Annotated in this window: 13 protein-coding genes; 12 read left to right on the top strand and 1 reads right to left on the bottom strand. The window is 74.8% G+C overall.

Annotated features, from left to right (window positions below; genetic code table 11):
* Positions 1-205: 205 nt before the first annotated feature.
* A complete protein-coding gene (locus tag ACZ6ZR_RS32815; RefSeq protein ID WP_465648655.1) occupies positions 206-2,083 on the top strand; it encodes a non-ribosomal peptide synthetase in 1,878 nt (625 codons plus the stop codon).
* A 71-nt stretch (positions 2,084-2,154) separates the two neighbouring features.
* On the opposite strand, the gene ACZ6ZR_RS32810 is transcribed toward ACZ6ZR_RS32815, so the two are convergent.
* Positions 2,155-4,242, bottom strand: a complete 2,088-nt coding sequence (locus ACZ6ZR_RS32810; RefSeq protein ID WP_465648653.1) for a GTP-binding protein — start codon at positions 4,240-4,242, stop codon at positions 2,155-2,157.
* Between the two features lie 780 nt (positions 4,243-5,022).
* On the opposite strand from ACZ6ZR_RS32810, the gene ACZ6ZR_RS32805 reads away from it, so the two are divergent.
* The 11 genes from ACZ6ZR_RS32805 to mpaD all read left to right on the top strand — a co-directional run bounded on the left by ACZ6ZR_RS32805 (position 5,023) and on the right by mpaD (position 15,943).
* Positions 5,023-5,178 carry a hypothetical protein gene (locus ACZ6ZR_RS32805; protein WP_465648651.1) on the top strand — a complete coding sequence of 52 codons (156 nt, stop codon included), beginning with the start codon at positions 5,023-5,025 and terminating at the stop codon, positions 5,176-5,178.
* An 83-nt stretch (positions 5,179-5,261) separates the two neighbouring features.
* On the top strand, positions 5,262-6,551 hold the full coding sequence (locus tag ACZ6ZR_RS32800) for a hypothetical protein (RefSeq protein ID WP_465648649.1): 1,290 nt from the start codon (positions 5,262-5,264) through the stop codon (positions 6,549-6,551).
* Positions 6,523-7,713, top strand: a complete 1,191-nt coding sequence (locus ACZ6ZR_RS32795; RefSeq protein ID WP_465648647.1) for an outer membrane protein assembly factor BamB family protein — start codon at positions 6,523-6,525, stop codon at positions 7,711-7,713. Before ACZ6ZR_RS32800 ends, ACZ6ZR_RS32795 begins: the two co-directional genes overlap by 29 nt.
* Positions 7,710-9,506 (top strand): hypothetical protein, encoded by a 1,797-nt coding sequence (locus ACZ6ZR_RS32790; RefSeq protein WP_465648645.1) that lies wholly within the window; start codon positions 7,710-7,712, stop codon positions 9,504-9,506. Before ACZ6ZR_RS32795 ends, ACZ6ZR_RS32790 begins: the two co-directional genes overlap by 4 nt.
* A complete protein-coding gene (locus tag ACZ6ZR_RS32785; RefSeq protein ID WP_465648643.1) occupies positions 9,503-10,255 on the top strand; it encodes an SDR family NAD(P)-dependent oxidoreductase in 753 nt (250 codons plus the stop codon). Before ACZ6ZR_RS32790 ends, ACZ6ZR_RS32785 begins: the two co-directional genes overlap by 4 nt.
* A 41-nt stretch (positions 10,256-10,296) precedes the next feature.
* Positions 10,297-12,078 (top strand): M3 family metallopeptidase, encoded by a 1,782-nt coding sequence (locus ACZ6ZR_RS32780; RefSeq protein WP_465648641.1) that lies wholly within the window; start codon positions 10,297-10,299, stop codon positions 12,076-12,078.
* Positions 12,075-12,770, top strand: coding sequence for an O-methyltransferase (locus ACZ6ZR_RS32775; RefSeq protein WP_465648639.1), 696 nt, complete (start codon positions 12,075-12,077; stop codon positions 12,768-12,770). The genes ACZ6ZR_RS32780 and ACZ6ZR_RS32775 overlap by 4 nt, the downstream gene beginning before the upstream one ends.
* Positions 12,770-13,309, top strand: coding sequence for a hypothetical protein (locus ACZ6ZR_RS32770; RefSeq protein ID WP_465648637.1), 540 nt, complete (start codon positions 12,770-12,772; stop codon positions 13,307-13,309). Before ACZ6ZR_RS32775 ends, ACZ6ZR_RS32770 begins: the two co-directional genes overlap by 1 nt.
* Positions 13,306-13,974 carry a DUF6445 family protein gene (locus ACZ6ZR_RS32765; RefSeq protein ID WP_465648635.1) on the top strand — a complete coding sequence of 223 codons (669 nt, stop codon included), beginning with the start codon at positions 13,306-13,308 and terminating at the stop codon, positions 13,972-13,974. Before ACZ6ZR_RS32770 ends, ACZ6ZR_RS32765 begins: the two co-directional genes overlap by 4 nt.
* Complete coding sequence (locus tag ACZ6ZR_RS32760) at positions 13,971-14,657, top strand: pentapeptide repeat-containing protein (RefSeq protein ID WP_465648633.1); 687 nt, start codon at positions 13,971-13,973, stop codon at positions 14,655-14,657. Before ACZ6ZR_RS32765 ends, ACZ6ZR_RS32760 begins: the two co-directional genes overlap by 4 nt.
* A gap of 20 nt (positions 14,658-14,677) precedes the next feature.
* Positions 14,678-15,943, top strand: a complete 1,266-nt coding sequence (gene mpaD, locus ACZ6ZR_RS32755) for a daptide-type RiPP biosynthesis aminotransferase (protein WP_465648631.1) — start codon at positions 14,678-14,680, stop codon at positions 15,941-15,943.
* The last annotated feature ends 170 nt before the right edge of the window (positions 15,944-16,113 follow it).

Here is a 16,113-nt window from a genome sequence, read left to right as displayed (position 1 = left end):
TCCCACCAAAATGGACTAGACCAACTCGGCTGTCAACGCCGTACCGCCGACGGTCGCGGACCGCCCTCCGACACTGCCCGAACGGGCAGGCGGCCCTGCCCTCCCGAGGTCGGGCTCAGCCGCCGGAGCGGGAGGCCGATGGCGCCGGTCCCCGGATCGGCGCGAACGCGGGATTTCGTGCTTGATTCTGACGGGCCGTCGGATCATGCTGGTGCGGGAATGTACGAAAGTGGTGCAGGGGGAATCTGATGAATCGTCGGCGAGTCCGCTCGTGAGGGGAATGGACCGGCATTTCCACCGGTCGGCGCGGAATTTCCCCGACCGGATCGCGGTGGCCGATCAGCACCGCGGCTGGACGTATGCGCAACTGCGCGACCGGGTCGTGGAACTGGCCGCCGAACTGACGGCGGCCGGGGTGGCGCCGGGTGACCGGGTGGTGGTCCTGGCCGACCGCTGCGGTCCACTGGTCCTCGCCCTGCTGGCCGTGCTGCACGCGGAGGCCGCCTTCGTGGTGGTCGGCCAGGACGCCTCGGCGGCGCAGCGGTCCGCCGTGCTGACCGCGAGCGGGCCGACGGCGCTGGTGGTCTGCGGGGAGGCGGCGGACGCCGAGGCGCCGGCCCCCGGGGTGCCGGTCCTGCGGCTCGGGGCGGACGGGGAGACCCTGCGCGGCGCCCGGCCGGACGTGGTCTCACCGGGCGCCGCCGCCGCTGCCACCGCCGCTGCCACCGGCGCGGCCCGGCCCGGAGCGGGCGGGGCGGCTCCGCTCGCCTATGTCGCCTTCACCTCGGGCACGACCGGCGCCCCGCGCGGGGTGCTCGGTGCCCACGCTCCGGTGTTGCGCCAACTGGACTGGAGCATCGCCGAGTTCGGCTACGGTCCGGAGGACCGGTTCGCGCTGCTGGGAGGACTGGGGCACGATCCGCTGCTGCGCGAGATCCTCACACCGCTGTCCGTCGGCGGCCGGCTGGACGTGCCGCGGCCCCGGGTGTGGGCGAACCCCGCAGGGCTGCTCTCCTGGCTCGCCGACACGGGCTGCACGACCGTGTTCCTCACCCCGACGACGGCGCGCCGTCTCGGACGGAGCCCGGCGGTCGGGCTGCCCGCCGTGGCCCGGATCTTCCTCGGCGGCGAGCCGGCCACCGCCGCGGACCTGCGGATCCTGCGCGAGCTTGCCCCGGCGGCGAGGATCCACAACACGTACGGCGCCACCGAGACGCCGCAGACCGTCTCCCAGCAGGACGTCACGGAGTTCGACGCCGGCGGCGACCCCACCACGCCCCTGCCGATCGGCCGGGGCGTCCCCGGCACCGCCGTCCTGGTGACGGACGGGACGCGGGCGGTGGGCCCGGGCGGGGTCGGTGAGATCACCGTGGTCGGGGCGCAGGTGGCGGAGGGCTACCTGCCGGGGCCGGGTGTCGACGGGTCGGCGTTCGGGACCACCGAGGGCGTCGAAGGGGCTCGGGGCGTACGGTCGTTCCGCACGGGGGACCGGGGCAGGGTGCTCGCGGACGGCTCGGTCGTGGTCCTCGGCCGGGCCGACCGGCAGGTGAAGATCGCCGGTCTCCGGGTGGAGCCCGCCGCGGTCGAGGCGCACCTCCGGGCCCTGCCCGGAGTGGACGACGCCGTCGTCCGGGCCGAGCCGACCGGTGTCGCGGACCGGCCGACGGCGCTGCGCGCGGTGGTGGCGACCCGGGATCCGGCGGTGACGGCCCAGGGCCTGCGCGCGGCGCTCCTCGGCCGCCTCGACCTCCCGGCGGTGCCCGAACGCATCGACCTGGTGGCGGAGTTGGCGATGACACCGAACGCCAAGGCCGGGGCCACCGGGCCCTCGGCCGGGGCGGAGCGGGCCCCGTCGCCCGACCGGGAGGCGGTCGAGGCGGTCGAGGCGGAGATGCGGGAGGTGCTCGACGTCGCCGCGCTGGACGGCGAGGCGGACTTCATCGGCCTCGGCGGAGACTCCCTGAGCGCGATGGAGCTGGCGGTGCGGCTCTCCGACCGCTTCGGGGTCCGGCTCACCGCGCACGACGTCCTGGCCGCCTCCAGCGCCGACCGGCTGGCGGTCCTGGTCGCCGGCGAGGTGTAGCCGCGGAGGCGGCCGGCGGCTGCACCACGCCGCCGGCCGCCGGACGGTGCGGCCACCGGGCCACCGGGCCGTCAGCTGCGGCTGTCCGCGGTCCGGTTGAGGCTGCGGTCGGCGAGGTAGCGCAGGTACTCCTCGGGGTTGAGCGGGTTCCCGTCGCGGCGCTCGCGGGTCGGTACCTCGCCGCGGACGGCGCGGTCGCTGCCCTGCTGGGACCAGGCCACGCCCTCGCCGGCGGAGAGCCCCGGCAGCGCGCGGGCGAACTCCTGGGCGCGCCGCGCGGGGAGCTCGGCGGTGACCAGCCACGCGGCCCCGGACTCCTCGGAGCGGGTGATGTCCGCGCCGAGCGAGATCAGGCAGCCGACCACGCCGTTGAGGGCGTCGGGCGGGATCTCCACCTCCAGCGAGTGGCAGGGTTCGAAGACCTGGGTCTGCGCGGCCCGCAGCGCCCGCATCATGACCAGCGGGGTGAGGTGCCGGAAGTCGGCGGCCACGGTGATCGGCGCGTCGTAGCCGATGTGGGTCACCGTCACGGCACAGTCCGTCACCTCCCACCCCTGGAGGCCCTGCCGGAGCGACTGCAGGGCGGCCTCCTCGATGGCCCGGTGGAAGGCCCGCGGCAGGGCGCCCCACTCGACCTCGCGGCGGAACTCCACGCCGCTGGCGACCGGCCGTGGTTCGACCCGCAGCCCGACGGTGGCCCAGAACTCGTTGGGGCCCCGGCGTTCGAACTCCGTCACCGCCTCGCCCCGGGAGCGGGGCCGTTCGAAGTACACCGGGCGGATGGGTTCGAACTCGACCTCGACGCCGAAGTCGCGCTGCAGGCGGGCCGCGATCACCTCCTGCTGGACCGCGCCGTAGAGCAGCACCGACGTGCCCCCGTCGGCGGCGGTGCGGGCCTGGATCAGCGGGTCCTCGTCGGCGATGCTCATCAGGGCGGCGTGCACCCGGGCGTCCTGCCCGGTCGCGGTGGCGCGGACGACGGTCTCCAGGCTGGGCGGGGAGAAGTGCAGCTGTCCGGCGTGCCCGGCCGGGTCACCCAGCCGGTCCCCGACCCGGACCTGCGGCAGGCCCCGCACCTTGCCGATGCTGCCGCCGCCGAGCCGGTGCCCGTTCCTCGCCCCGGCCCCGGCCCCTGCCGCGTTCGCGGTCCCGGGCGCGCTCCCGACCACTTCGAGGCCGGTCACCCGATGGGTGAACTGCCGTACCGTGCCGTCCGGTTCGTGGCGCCAGAGGGTGAGGCGCTGACGCTCGCGCACCTCGCCGGAGAACAGCCGGAGGTAGGCCACCTTCTCGCCGGCCCCGACGCGCTCGACCGCGAACACCGTCCCGCTGGGCTCGGCCCCGGCCGCTCCAACCACCCCGTCCGTCCCGTCCGTCCCGGCCACCCCGGCCGCCCCGGTGCGGCGGGCCGGTCCGATCAGCCGGCGCACCCCGTCGGTCAGCGCGGCGATGCCCTCGCCGGTGACGGCCGAGCCGAAGTAGACGGGGTGGACCAGGCCGGCCGAGACCTGGGCGGCGAGCACCGTCTCCAGCTCCCGGGCCGAGGGCCGGGAGCCGTCGACCAGCCGGGCCAGCAGCTCGTCGTCGCGTTCGGCCAGGGCCTCGGCGGCCTCGGTGCGCATCGCGTCCCGGTCCATCGACCGGGGGAGGCTGCGGGCCTCGGCCGTGCCGATGCCGGACACGGTGCTCAGGGCCAGGATCGACGGGGCCAGCTTGGCCCGGATCTCCGCGAGCAGGCTCTCCTCCCGCGCGCCGCGACGGTCGATCTTGTTCACGAAGACCAGGGTGGGTAGGCCGAGCCGGCGCAGTGACCTCATCAGGACCCGGGTCTGCGCCTGGACCCCTTCGACCGCGGAGACGACGAGGACCGCACCGTCGAGGACCGACAGCGCCCGCTCGACCTCGGCGATGAAGTCCGGGTGGCCGGGGGTGTCGACCAGGTTGATCTGCAGGTCGCCCGAGGTGAACGAGGCCACGGCCGAGCGGATGGTGATGCCGCGCTCGCGTTCGAGCTCGTTGGAGTCGGTCTGGGTGCTTCCGGAGTCGACGCTCCCCAACTCGGAGATGACTCCGTGGTCGAAGAGCAGGCGCTCGGTCAGGCTGGTCTTACCGGCATCGATGTGCGCGAGAATGCCGAGGTTCAGGGTGGAGTCGGGCACAGCAGTCCTCAGGGGCGGGGGGAGTTGCGGACGACCTGGTGTCTCCGTGGCACTGCCGCATGTCCGGCCCCTCCGCGTTCGAAGTACTGCTGCCCGCCCGAGATCAACTCGCGCGTGGCGAGCCTAACATGACGGCCGGTCAGAGCCCGGGGCTCGACGGCGCGGCGTGGTCCATTGTGCTGGCCGGCCGGTGACCGCCCCCCAGTGAGCGCGCTGTTCGGCCATCGGGCCGAGGGTCCGTTCCGGGTGGATTCACCACCCTCGCGGTGACCGACCGTGAGGCCCCACCGGGCCGGGTCGAAGGCGCGTCACATGTGACATCGTACTGTGGGGCGGTGGCCGGAGAGCGGGAACGCCGAGGTCAGTGGGTCGCGGCGCCGTTCGTGGGCCCAATGGGGCTGCTGTGGCGGCCGGTTGCGGAATCCCTCACTCAATGTGCGCGGCAATTCCCGGACATGGCTGATCATCATGGCCTGAAAGCGCGTCACCCGATTTTCGCTGTGGTCCAACTCCGGACGTCTGTGCGATGCTTCAGTCACACCGCCCCACCCAGCACCAGTGGCCACGGCAATAACAGCCCCCCCGATCGAATGGGGGAGGCGAGTCAGCAGTGCGGGCCACCGGATCGCTTCCGATCTCCGGAATGGGTGCGGTCGTTTCATGCGTCGGAGGGTTCAGCGCGGTGCCGGGTGGGATCCCGGCCTCCTGCGGAGGTTCGCGACCCGTTCCGTGCCGTCCTCCGGCAGTCCCAGTCAGCACGACATCGCAGAGGAGTACGAAATGGACAGCATGCTGGAGAAGAAGCCGGCCTTCTTCCCGTTCGTGAGTGCCGAGGTCTTCTTCGAGGCCGAGGCCGCCGAGGGTGACGTCACCGAGTTCCTGACGCCGGTTCAGGACGTGGACGCCGAGCTCGACGCGATCCTCGACCTCGCGTGACCTGTGGGCGGGGGCAGGCGCTCGGCCGGCCTGCCCCCGCCCGACCCGCCACGGACCGGATCGGAGCGGACAGGGGGACCGCCGTGCCTGAGCAACTCACCGTGCAGCGCAACGCTTTCCAACAGACCCTGGTGGGCCTGGAGTTCGACACCGGACGGGACGCGGACATCTTCTCCCGGGCCTGTGTCGACTCCTACCGGGAGGCGGACTGGTCGCGCTTCGGATACCTCTTCACCCAGCTCTTCGAGCCGGCGGTGCTGCGGGAGGTCGCCTTCTTCGAGGGCGTCGGCCCGGAGGCGCTGGCGGAGCTGGAACACCGGCCCACCGCGGCCATGACCCGGCTGGCCGCGATGGCGGACGCGGTCGCGGACCTCTCGGTGACCGAGGCGGTGAACCTGGCCTCGGCGCTGATCAGCGTCTCCCGGCTGTCCGCCGCCGAGCGGGTGCTCCGGCGGGCGGCCGCCGGGGCGGCCGACGACCGGGAGCGCTTCGAGATCGCCTGGCTGGACTTCCTGGTCTCCAACCGCACGGACGACGGCGCCCGCTCGGCCGGCGCGTTCGACCGGATGCGGGCGGCCGCGGCCACCGGCCGGGTGCCGGACGGTCGGGTGCTCGACGCCTGCACGCAGGCGGTGGTCTGGTACCTCAAGCGGCGCGAGGTGTCGAAGGAGACCTTCGACTGGGCCGTGCGGACCGGCGGTGCGATGGTCGCGGCACCGGAGCGGCTCGACCTCGGGACGGTCTCCTCCTGGTACCGGGGCATCGCGATGCTGCCCGCGGCCCGGGCCGACCGGGCGGGCACCCGCGCCTCCATGGAACTCGCCCGCGAGGCGGCCGAGAAGACGGTCGGCGAGCGGCCCGGAGCCTTCGAGCTGAACACCGTCAAGACGTACCACGAGTCCTCCCTCAAGGAGCACATGTACGTCACCCGCGACCGGGAGGCGGCCGAGGCGGCGGGAGCGGCACTGATCGCCCTCGACCCGGCCTGGTCGCCCAGCTACGGCGAACTCGCGGACGCCCACCGGCACTTCGGCGAGTTGCGGCGGGCCGCCGAGCTCTACGAGCGGGCCGCGGCGGCGGGCCCGCCGTACGTCGCCGTCCACCTGCTGCGGGCGGCCCGGACCCGGGCCGAACTCGGCGAGGACGAAAGGGCGTTGGAGCACCACCTGACCCTCGCCGGATGGCTGCCGGGCAGTCGGACGGTGCTGACCGGCGCGCTGGAGCTGGCCGAACGGCTGGCCCACCCGGCGCGCGCCGCGCTCCGGCGCGGGCTCGAACTCGCCGACGGCCCCGAGCCGGGCGAGGGCCCCGCGTCCGCCGACGGCACGGAAGGCGGGACCGCTCGTGCTGCGCGCGCCGACGTTCCGTCATGACCCGCTGAAGTCCGTCCTGGTGCTCACCCCGGCGGAGGGCGGGTCCGACTGGGGCCGCGAGCCCGCCGTCTGCGGCCACCGCCGGCTCACCCACCGGGCGCCGGACGGCACGGTGCGGCCCGTCCCGGTATGCGGCACACCGGTCGCGGTGACCGGGGCCGGGGCGGTGGTGGCCGGCTACGACGGACGCGTCCGCTTCCTCTCCCGCGACCTCGGCAAGGTCTACTGGGAGCGGCGGACCGGTGGCCCGGTCTACGCCTCGCCGGTCGTCGACCAGGAGCGCGGGACCGTGCTGGTGGCCACCACCGACGGCCGGGTCGTCTGCTTCGACCTGCGGGGCCGCACGGTCTGGTCGGCCGTCACCGGTGCACCGCTGTACGCCACTCCGACCCTTCTGCCCGGGGCCGGCCTCGTGGTGCTGGCCGCCTTCGGCAGCCGCTGCACCGGCCTGGACCTCGGCTCCGGGCGGGTGGTCTTCGACCGCGAGCTGCCCCGGCCGTGGCACGCCGCCCTCGGCGGGAGCGCCGCCCACCGCGACCCGTACGCCTCCCCGGTGGCCACCGGGGAGGGGACCGTGGTGGTGGCCTGTGCGGAGGAGGTGCTCTGCCTGGGCCCGGACGGCGGCGAGCTGTGGCGGACCCCGGTCGGTCACGCCGTCCGCTCCTCGCCGGTCGCCCTGCACGCCACCGGCGAGGTGGCGCTCTGCCCGGTGGACGGTCGGTGCCTCTTCCTCGACAGCCGCTCGGGCGAGCAGCGCGGGGAGGTCCGGCTGGACGGCAAGGTCACCGCGAGCCCGGCGGTCTCGGGAGGCGTCCTGGCGGTGGGCACGCAGACCGGAACCGCGTTCGGCGTCGACGTGGCGGACCGGCGGATCCTCTGGTCCGCCGCCGCGAGCGCGCCCCGGGACCACACCTCGTTCAGCGTGCTGCCGGACGGTTCCTTCGTCTCGACCTCGGTGCGCGGCAACGTGCTGGCCATCGGCCGCGAGGACGGCCGCTTCCGTTGGGAGTCCAGCCAGTTGCTGGGCCTGGCGGAGCACGACCCGGGCCTGGACACCACTCCGGTGGCGGGGCCCGACGGGAGCATGTACTGCGGTTCGTACTCCGGGACGGTGTACCACTTCCGATTCCCGCCGACCAGGAGAGGGGGCAGCGCCCCGTGACCACCACCGAGACCGCCGTCCCGGCTGCCCTGACCGCCGTCGAGGAGCAACTCGCCTCCCTGCGCGCCCGGTTGCGCGAGCTGGCCGGCCCCTCCGACGACCCGGCCGGCCGGTACGCCGAGGTGACCGCCGGGTACGCCAACGCCGCCTTCCTGCTCGCCCATCTGGAGGGCAACCAGCGGCACTACGACTGCGCGCCCCTGCTCGACCGGCTCGCGGAGCTCCTGGACGACCCGGAGACCGCGGCCGGGGTGCTGGGGGCGCTGGAGCCGCCGACGGCCTCCGACCCGGACGCCGTACGGGAGTTCCGGCGCTGGGCCGACTGGCTGGCGGAGTCCGTGGCGGGCACCCGCCGCGGGGATCCGGGGGAGCGGCCGCTGGTGGAGGCGGCCCGCCGGACCGCCTCGGAGGTCCGGCGGACCAGGGCCGGCCTGCTGAGGCGGCTCGGCGTCGAGGTCGGCGCGGCCGATCCCGCTCCGGCCTTCCACCGGCTGCTGAACACCTCGGGGAGCACCGTCACCCGGGGCAAGCTCCACCGGGCCTGGAACCGCGAGCGCGACCGGCACACCGACGGGCTGGCCCTGGCGGTCGACCGGGTGATCGACCGGCGTCGCCGCGCGGCGGAGGCGGCGGGCTTCGCCGGTGTCACCGCGCGGACGATGCGGCACTGCCGGATCTCCGAGCGGCAGGCCGGTGAGCTGCTCGACTCCTTCCTGGAATCGGCGCTGCGTCAGCACGCCGGACTGGCCGAGGAGGTGGCGTGGTCGCTCGGGGTGACGGACCGTCCGATGGACCACTTCGGCCACCACCTGCGCGCCCAGGTGCCGCCGGAGGGTCTGCCGCTGCTGCCGCTCGACGCCTGCCTGGACTACCTGCGGGAGGTGACCGGGCGGGTCCTCGGCGTGACCCTGACGCCGACCCCGTCCACCGGTGGGCGGGCGGGCCGGCCCGGCGTCACCATGGCGGTCGGCGGCCCGGACGGCGCGTGCGGCGAGGTCGTGTTCGACCTGCTGGAGACCGGCTCCGCCTCGGCGCGGCCGGGCGGACCGGCGGGCGGGCAGCCCCGGGCGGGCGGGCGGATCGTGCCGACCGGCCGGGTCCTGTGCCGCGTCCAGTCCGGGCCGGACGGCGAGCGCCTGGCCACCTTCGAGGCCGTGCACAGCGTCTTCCACGAGTTCGGCCACGCCCTGACGCATGTACTGGCCCGGCCGCCGCGGCCCAGCCGGTCGGGCCTGGACCAGCTCCCGTTGGAGCGGCTGGAGGACCTGAGCTGCTGGTACGAGAAGTGGGTTCACCACCCCGGGTTCGCGGCCAGGACCGGTCTCCCGGCCCGGGAGCGGGAGCTCCTGGCGCTCTGCGGGCGGCTGAAGGCGCTCGAGTTCCTGGGGTCGGTAGCCGAGCGCGCCGTGGTCGCCGCCGTCGACTTCGACGTGCACACCCGGCGCGCCGGTGGTCTGCGCGAGTCCTACCGGGAGCTGGACGAGCGCTTCGGCCTGGCGTCGGCCTGCGACTTCGACGCGGTGGTCGGCCACTTCACCTGGCCGCTGTTCCGGGCCCGGCCCGGCGCCGCCGGGCTGGCCTACGCGCGGGGCGCGGTGGTCGGCGCGGAGCTGTTCCGGCCGCTGTACGACCGGCCGTTGGACGGGATCGGCCCGGCCGCGTGCACGGCCGCGCTCGCGCCCTGCTTCGACCCGGGCCTGCCGAGCGCTCCGGCGGACGTGGGCGCGCTGTTCGACCTGTACGACCGCTTGGCGGGGGCAGCGGTAGAGGCCGGGAGCGAGGTGGGCGGATGAGACGCGCGATGGTGATCGGCGCCGGCCAGGGCCTCGGCCTGCACCTGGCGACCCGGCTCGCCGAGGAGGGGTGGGAGGTCACCGGCGCCGGCCGCCGGCCGTTCGAGGAGGAGGCCCGGGGACGTGGCTTCGGATACCTGCGGACGGACCTCGCCGATCCGGCCTCGGTGGCCCGGCTGGCGGGCGAACTCGCCCTGCTCGCACCGGAGCTGATCGTGATGAACGCCGTGACCTACGGCGAACGGTCGGACGACCCACCGGAGTTGGCGGAGCTGGAGCGGCTCTTCCGGGTCAACGCCCTGGCGCCGTACCGCCTGTTGGCGGAGCACCTGCGGTCGCTCGACCCGGCGGACCGCTGCACCTGCGTGGTCGTCAACTCCGACTCGGTCTACCACGCCAACGAGCACTCCGGCGTCTACGCGGCCGGCAAGGCGGCCCTGCGGGTGCTCACCACCACGCTGGCCGCCTCCTGCCGGGGACGCTCCGCGAGCGTGGCGACACTGCTGCTCGGGCCGCTGGCGGACGAGCGCAAGCTCGCCGAGCTGCGGGCCGTCGCCGAGCGGCGCGGCGTCACCGAGGCGGAGATCACCAGAGCCTACCTGCGCAGGTCGAACCCGAGCTTCGTCGTCGACTCGCTGATCGACCTGGAGTCCTGTTTCCAGAGCCTGCAGTACATCGCCGGGCTCGGCCCGGCCGCGAACGGCATGCTCTGCCGGCTCGACGGCGGCTCCTCCGGATCCCTGGTGTGAGCCCGGCCGCGACCGATCCGAACCGACCGGGAGGTACCCGTATGGCCGTGGAAGCGGTCACCGCACCGCAGCACGAGAGCCTGGTGGAGACCGAGGCCTCGCTCGCCCTGATGATGAGCCGGCTGAACGAGCTCCTGGACGCACCGGCCCTGACCGAGGCCGGTTTCGTGGAGGTCGCGGCCGTCCTCGACAACGTCTCCTACGTCTTCCTCTACCTCGACTCCAACGAGGTGCACGTCGACCACCGGGCCCTGCTGCCCTGGCGGGAGGCATTCCAGGCGGACCCCGCGCTGGACGCCCGGCTGCTGGGCAGGCTCCGGGAGTTGAGCTGTGCGCACCCCGACGCCGAGGCGTCCCGGCAGGCCTACGTCCGGTACCTGGAGGCCAAGTGGGCCGAGGACGGCTCCGGACGGCCGGACCCGGCGGCCGACGAGCTCCAGACGGCCGCGAGGGTGCTGCTGGCCGAAGTCCAGTACGAGCAGCGGCAGTTGCTGGATCGGCTGGGCGTGGCGGGCGCGGTCCGGCCGGCGGCCGCGTTCTACACGCTGGTGAGCGGGACCGCGAGCGCCACGACCAGGGAGAAGCTGACCAGGGCGTGGACGGTGCTCCGGGACCGCCGGCTGCCCGAACTGCTCGGCACGGTCGACGAGATGGTGGCGCTGCGCGGACGCGCCGCCGCCGCCCTGGGCCACCGCAGCGCGGCGGCCCGGACCTTCCGGCTCTGCGGCGTCACCGAGGAGACGGCCGAGGCCTTCCTGGAGGGCTATCTCCTGCGCGCGCTGGAGGACCACGACCGGCTGGAGCAGGAGATCCGCGGCGCCCTCGGGCCGCTCGCGCGTCCGACCGACCACTTCGGCCGCCACGTACGGGAGTTGGTGGCGGGGCGGCGGACCTCGCTGGTCCCGCTGGACGAGTGCCTCGACTTCGCCTTCCAGGTCGCCCGGCGGGTGTTCGGGCTGGAGGTGCGCCGGGTCGGTGACGCCAGGCCGCACGTCACCACGGTGGAGGTGAGCTCCGGCGGCCGGGAGGTCGGCCGGATCAACTTCGACCTGTGGGACAGCGCCGAGCGGCCCAAGAGCGCCAACCAGACCCTGGGGGTGCGCAACCGCACGGACTGGCCGGGCGTGGTGCAGCTGCCGGTCGCCTACGTGTCCTGCCGCTTCCAGCGGGCCCCGGACGGCGGACGGCGGATCAACTTCCAGAACGCGCACAGCCTGTTCCACGAGTTCGGCCACGCGGTGAACCACCTGCTCATCCGCAAGCGGCTGCCCAACCAGTCGGGTCTGGAGTACCTGCCGCTGGAGCGGCTGGAGAACCTGAGCATGTGGTTCGAGAAGTGGGTCTACCACCCCGACTTCGACCGCTCGCTCTCGCTGACCGAGCAGGAGCGTGCCGGGCTGGCGGTGAGCCGGCAGGTCAAGCGGCTGGAGTACCGGCGGACCCACGTGGACCGCTCGGTGACGGCCGCCCTCGACCTCGGCGTCCACCGCCGCCCGGGGACCGGCCTCGCGGAGGCCTTCGCCGACCTGGACGAGCGCTTCGGCGTCGCGCGGTTCTGCGCTCCCGGCGACTTCCCGGGCTACTTCACCTGGCCGATGCTCCAGGCCAACCCGGGCGCCTACTTCAGCTACCTCTGGGGCGCGGCGGAGAGCGCGGAGCGGTTCGCGCCGTTCCTGGAGGACGGGGACGGTGGGAGTCCGGCCGGGGCGCCGGACTTCTCCGCCTGCTTCGACCACGACGCGCCCAGCGTCGAGCCGGGCCTGGACGCGGTGTTCGGCTTCTACCGGCGGCCGGACGGGGCGACGGACGGGGAGCGCGGATGACCACGATCCCGAGCGGCTACCTGCGCGGCCTGCGCGGGCCGCGCGAACCCGTGCTGGACGAGGTGCTCCGGGGGTCGCTGCTGGGCCACGGGCTGGTCCCGATGCAGGTCGACGACAACGCGGCGCGCGTGCTGCAGCTGCTGACGCTCGTTCAGCGGCCGCACCGAGCGGTGGAGATCGGCACCTACTTCGGGTACTCGGCCATCCACATCGCGCGCGGACTGCCCCCCGGCGGCCGGCTGACCACACTGGAGTCGGACCCCCGGACGGCCGACCTGGCCCGGCGCAACCTCGCGGCGGCCGGGGTCGCCGACCGGGTGGACGTGGTGGTGGGGGACGCGGCCGACCACCTGGCCGGGCTGGCCCCGGAGAGCGTGGGCCTGGTCTTCGTCGACGCGGACAAGAAGTCGTACCCCCGGTACCTCAAGCTCGCCTTCCCCGCCCTCGAACCGGGCGGTCTGCTGATCGCCGACGACGTGTTCCTCCAGGGCGACTTCAGCCGGGAGGCCGCCGACGGCCCGGTGGACGGCGAGGCGGAGGCCGGGGAACGGGAGCGGCGGGCCGTCCACACGTACAACCGCGCGGTGTCCGGGAGCCCGCGCCTGTTCTCGGCCTTCGTCGGCACGGAGAACGGGCTGGCGGTCAGTTACAAGGAGGGGGCGCACGGGCCCCGGTCAGGAGGAGCGGTGTGATGCGCAAGTCGATCGAGGTCGTGGACGGTTTCCTCCGGGATCCGGCGGCGGTCCGGGAGCGTGCCCTGGCGGCGGGCCACTGGCTGGCCGGCGACGGCCGGGAGGGGCATGACGCGCGGACCGAGGAGGTGCCCGCGGATCCGGAGACGGCCGGGCTGCTCGCGGGGCTGCTGGCCTGGCCGGCCGAGGGCCGGCCGCGGGTGACGAGCCGCTTCGAGTGGGCGGGGGAGGTGACGGGCCGTCACTCCGCGCCGCGCACCAGCGCCTCGCGGTGGCTCGCCGTGGTCTGGCTCACCCGTCCCGAGGACTGCGAGGGAGGCATCTCCTTCCTCCGGCAGCGACCGGCGGAGCCCGGTCGGGAGCCGGACTGGGAGGAGACGATGTACGTACCGATGAGGCACAACCGGCTCGTGCTGTTCGAGGGAGCGGTCCTCCCGCACCGCGCGACGTACGGTTCCGGCAGCGATCCGGCGCACGGCGGGCTCGCCCTGGTGCACCGGTTCGACAGTCCCGGCAACGGATCGGAGGGGCAGCTGTGAACAGCAAGATCATCATCGTCGACGACTTCTACTCCCGGCCGGAGGCGGTCCGGGAACGGGCCCTCACCTCCCGGTACGCCGACATCGGGCCGACCGACTACCCGGGCTACGCGAGCCGGCTGCGGCTCAACACCAAGAGCCTGGAACTGCGGTTCAGCGAGCTGATCGGCTCCGGCCTCTACGTGGACACCGCCCGCTTCACCTGGGGCGGATTCCGGTTCATCACCGCCGAGTCCGGCCGGACGCCGAAGGTGCACGCGGACGTCGCCGCCGACTGGGCCGGGATGGTGTACCTCACCCCGGACGCGCCGATGGAGACCGGCACCGCCTTCTACCGGCACCGGGCGACCGGCTTCGACACCCCGCCGACGGACCGTCAGGCCCGGGCGCTGGGCTTCGCCGACGCGTCCGAGTTCGACGACGCGGTGGTCCGCCCCGACAAGGCGGACCTGTCGAAGTGGGAGGAGACCACCAGGGTCGGCCCGGTGTTCAACCGGCTGGTCCTGTTCCGCGGCAGCGAGTTCTACCACGCCCCGCTGGGCGGCTGCGGCGACGGCCCGCAGAACGCGCGGCTGACCCACATCTTCTTCTTCAACGAGCGTCCTGACCCGGGGAGGGCGGTCCACCCCCTCGTCCGTCCGGGCCTCGTCGGCGCGGACCGGTGAGCGCGGTGGAGGGCGCGGGCCGGCGGACCCTGCTGGAGGTCGCCGCCGAGGCGTGCGGCGTGCCGGGCCCGGCCGGGGACTACCGTCTGGCAGCGGTGGACGCGGCCGAGCTGGGCGCGGCCGGAGCCCCGGCCCTGGCCGCGGCCGCGGTCGCCGCCGGGCGGCTGCACCGGACGGCCGTGGAGCTGCGGGCGGACGGTGCGGGCCTGCGGACCCTGCTGCTGATCCGGCCCGGCGCACGGGAGTTCGGGCCGGCCGACCTGCTGATCGTGGACGGGTGGGCCCTGCTGCGGGCCCACGGATCGGGGGTCGACCTGCGCGGCGCCGACCTCTCCGGGGCCGGCCTGCGCGGGGCCGGCCTGGCCGGCGCGGACCTGGCCGACGCCGACCTCTCCCGGGCCGACCTGGAGAAGGCGGACCTGTCCGGGGCCGACCTGACCGGAGCGGTGCTGGACGGGGCGAACCTGTTCAGCGCCAGCCTGCAGAAGGCAGACCTCACCGAGGCCAGCCTCTGCCGGGCCGACCTGCGGCACGCGGACCTGCGCGAGGCCGGGTGCGACCGGACCGCCTTCCGCGGCGCCGACCTCTGGGGCACCTACATGTGGGCGGTCGACGTCTCCCGGGCCTTCACCGACGGGGCCGACTTCCAGCGCTCGGACTACCTGAACGAGAAGGTCTCGTGAAGCGTGAAGGAGGGCACGGCATGACCCGTACGACCGAAGAGCTCTGGCCGCTGATGCTGCCGCCGGACCGGCAGGGCCGGGAGGACCTGTGCGCGGTCTCGGCGCGGGGCGTGCGGATCCGCTTCGCCGACGGCAGCGAACGCCTGTGCGGGACCAGCGGGTTGTGGAACACCAACCTGGGCTACGGCAACGAGGCGATCGCCGAGGCCGCGGCCCGGGTGCTGCGCGAAGCCTCCTACCTGACCGCCTGGGGGTACGAGAACGTCCACGCGCGCCAGGCGGCCCGGGAGTTGGTGGAGCTGGCCGGGGCCGAGCACTACGGACGCGTGCTGTTCTCCACCTCCGGCGGCGCCGCCAACGACATGGCGATGAAGCTGGTCCGGCACCACCAGTCGCTGACCGGCCATGCCGAGCGCCGCGGCGTGGTCGGGCTCAACGGCGGCTTCCACGGCCTGACCTTCGGCGCCTTCGCGCTGACGGATGCTCAGCTCGGGCAGCGGATGTACGGCGTCGACCGCCGGCTGGTGCGCCACGTCGAGCCCAACGACGTGGCCGAACTGGAGCTTCTGATGGAGCAGTTGGGCCAGCGGATCGCCGCCGTGGTGGTGGAGCCGGTGCTCGGCACCGGGGCGCTCCCGCTGACCGACGCGTACATCGCCGCCCTGCTGCGGCTGCGCCGCGAGCACGGGTTCCTGATCGTGGTCGACGAGGTCTCCACGGGCTTCGGGCGGCTGGGCCGGGAGGTCTTCGCCAGCCGGAGCTGGCCCGAGCAGCCGGACGTCCTGGTCACCGCGAAGGGGCTCACCAACGGCACCATCGCGGCCTCGGCCCTGATCGTCTCGCGGGCCGTCGCGGAGGTCTTCGACGCCCGGGGGGCGCTGCTGGGCCACGCCGAGACCCAGGCCGGCAGCTCGGTGGCCGGGGCCGTCATCTCGGCCACCGTGGCGGAGACGCTCAGGCTGGACGCCGTGGCGTCCAGCGCGAAGGTCTCGGCCCGGCTCGACGTGGAGCTGGCCCGCCTGGTCGAGGAGGTGCCGCTGGTCGGCTCCACCACCGGAGCGGGCTGCCTGCGGGCCGTCCACCTGACCGGGCCGGACGGCACGCCGCTGGACCAGTCGCGGGTGCCGGAGGTGGTGGGCCGGATCAGGGAGGCCGGAGCCCTGGTCCACCCGGGGCCCGGCTGCGTGCAGCTGCTGCCCGCGCTGGTGTACACCGACCAGGACCTGGACGAGCTGCTCGCCCGGGTGCGGGCCGGCCTCACCGGCTTCCTCGAAGAGGCGTTCTGACGCTGCCTCGGCTCCGCCGGGCCCGCGGGGCGGGCCCCCCCCCCCCCGCGCCCCCCCCCCCGGGGGGGGCGGCCCCCCCCCCCCCCCCCCCCCGCGCGGCCCCCCCCCCCCCCCCCCCCCCCCCCCCCCCCGGGCCCCCCCCCCCCGCCCCAGCCCGCCGCCCCACCACC

Source organism: Kitasatospora sp. NPDC088742 (assembly GCF_055584905.1).
This window is presented reverse-complemented; position numbering and strand designations above follow the sequence as displayed.

What these genes read in the sequence shown, in the direction of transcription:
- ACZ6ZR_RS32815 (WP_465648655.1), top strand. Translation starts at nt 206, where the DNA reads ATGCTGGTGCGGGAATGTACGAAAGTGGTGCAGGGGGAATCTGATGAA.
- ACZ6ZR_RS32805 (WP_465648651.1), top strand. Translation starts at nt 5,023, where the DNA reads ATGGACAGCATGCTGGAGAAGAAGCCGGCCTTCTTCCCGTTCGTGAGT.
- ACZ6ZR_RS32785 (WP_465648643.1), top strand. Translation starts at nt 9,503, where the DNA reads ATGAGACGCGCGATGGTGATCGGCGCCGGCCAGGGCCTCGGCCTGCAC.
- ACZ6ZR_RS32780 (WP_465648641.1), top strand. Translation starts at nt 10,297, where the DNA reads ATGGCCGTGGAAGCGGTCACCGCACCGCAGCACGAGAGCCTGGTGGAG.
- ACZ6ZR_RS32775 (WP_465648639.1), top strand. Translation starts at nt 12,075, where the DNA reads ATGACCACGATCCCGAGCGGCTACCTGCGCGGCCTGCGCGGGCCGCGC.
- ACZ6ZR_RS32770 (WP_465648637.1), top strand. Translation starts at nt 12,770, where the DNA reads ATGCGCAAGTCGATCGAGGTCGTGGACGGTTTCCTCCGGGATCCGGCG.
- mpaD (WP_465648631.1), top strand. Translation starts at nt 14,678, where the DNA reads ATGACCCGTACGACCGAAGAGCTCTGGCCGCTGATGCTGCCGCCGGAC.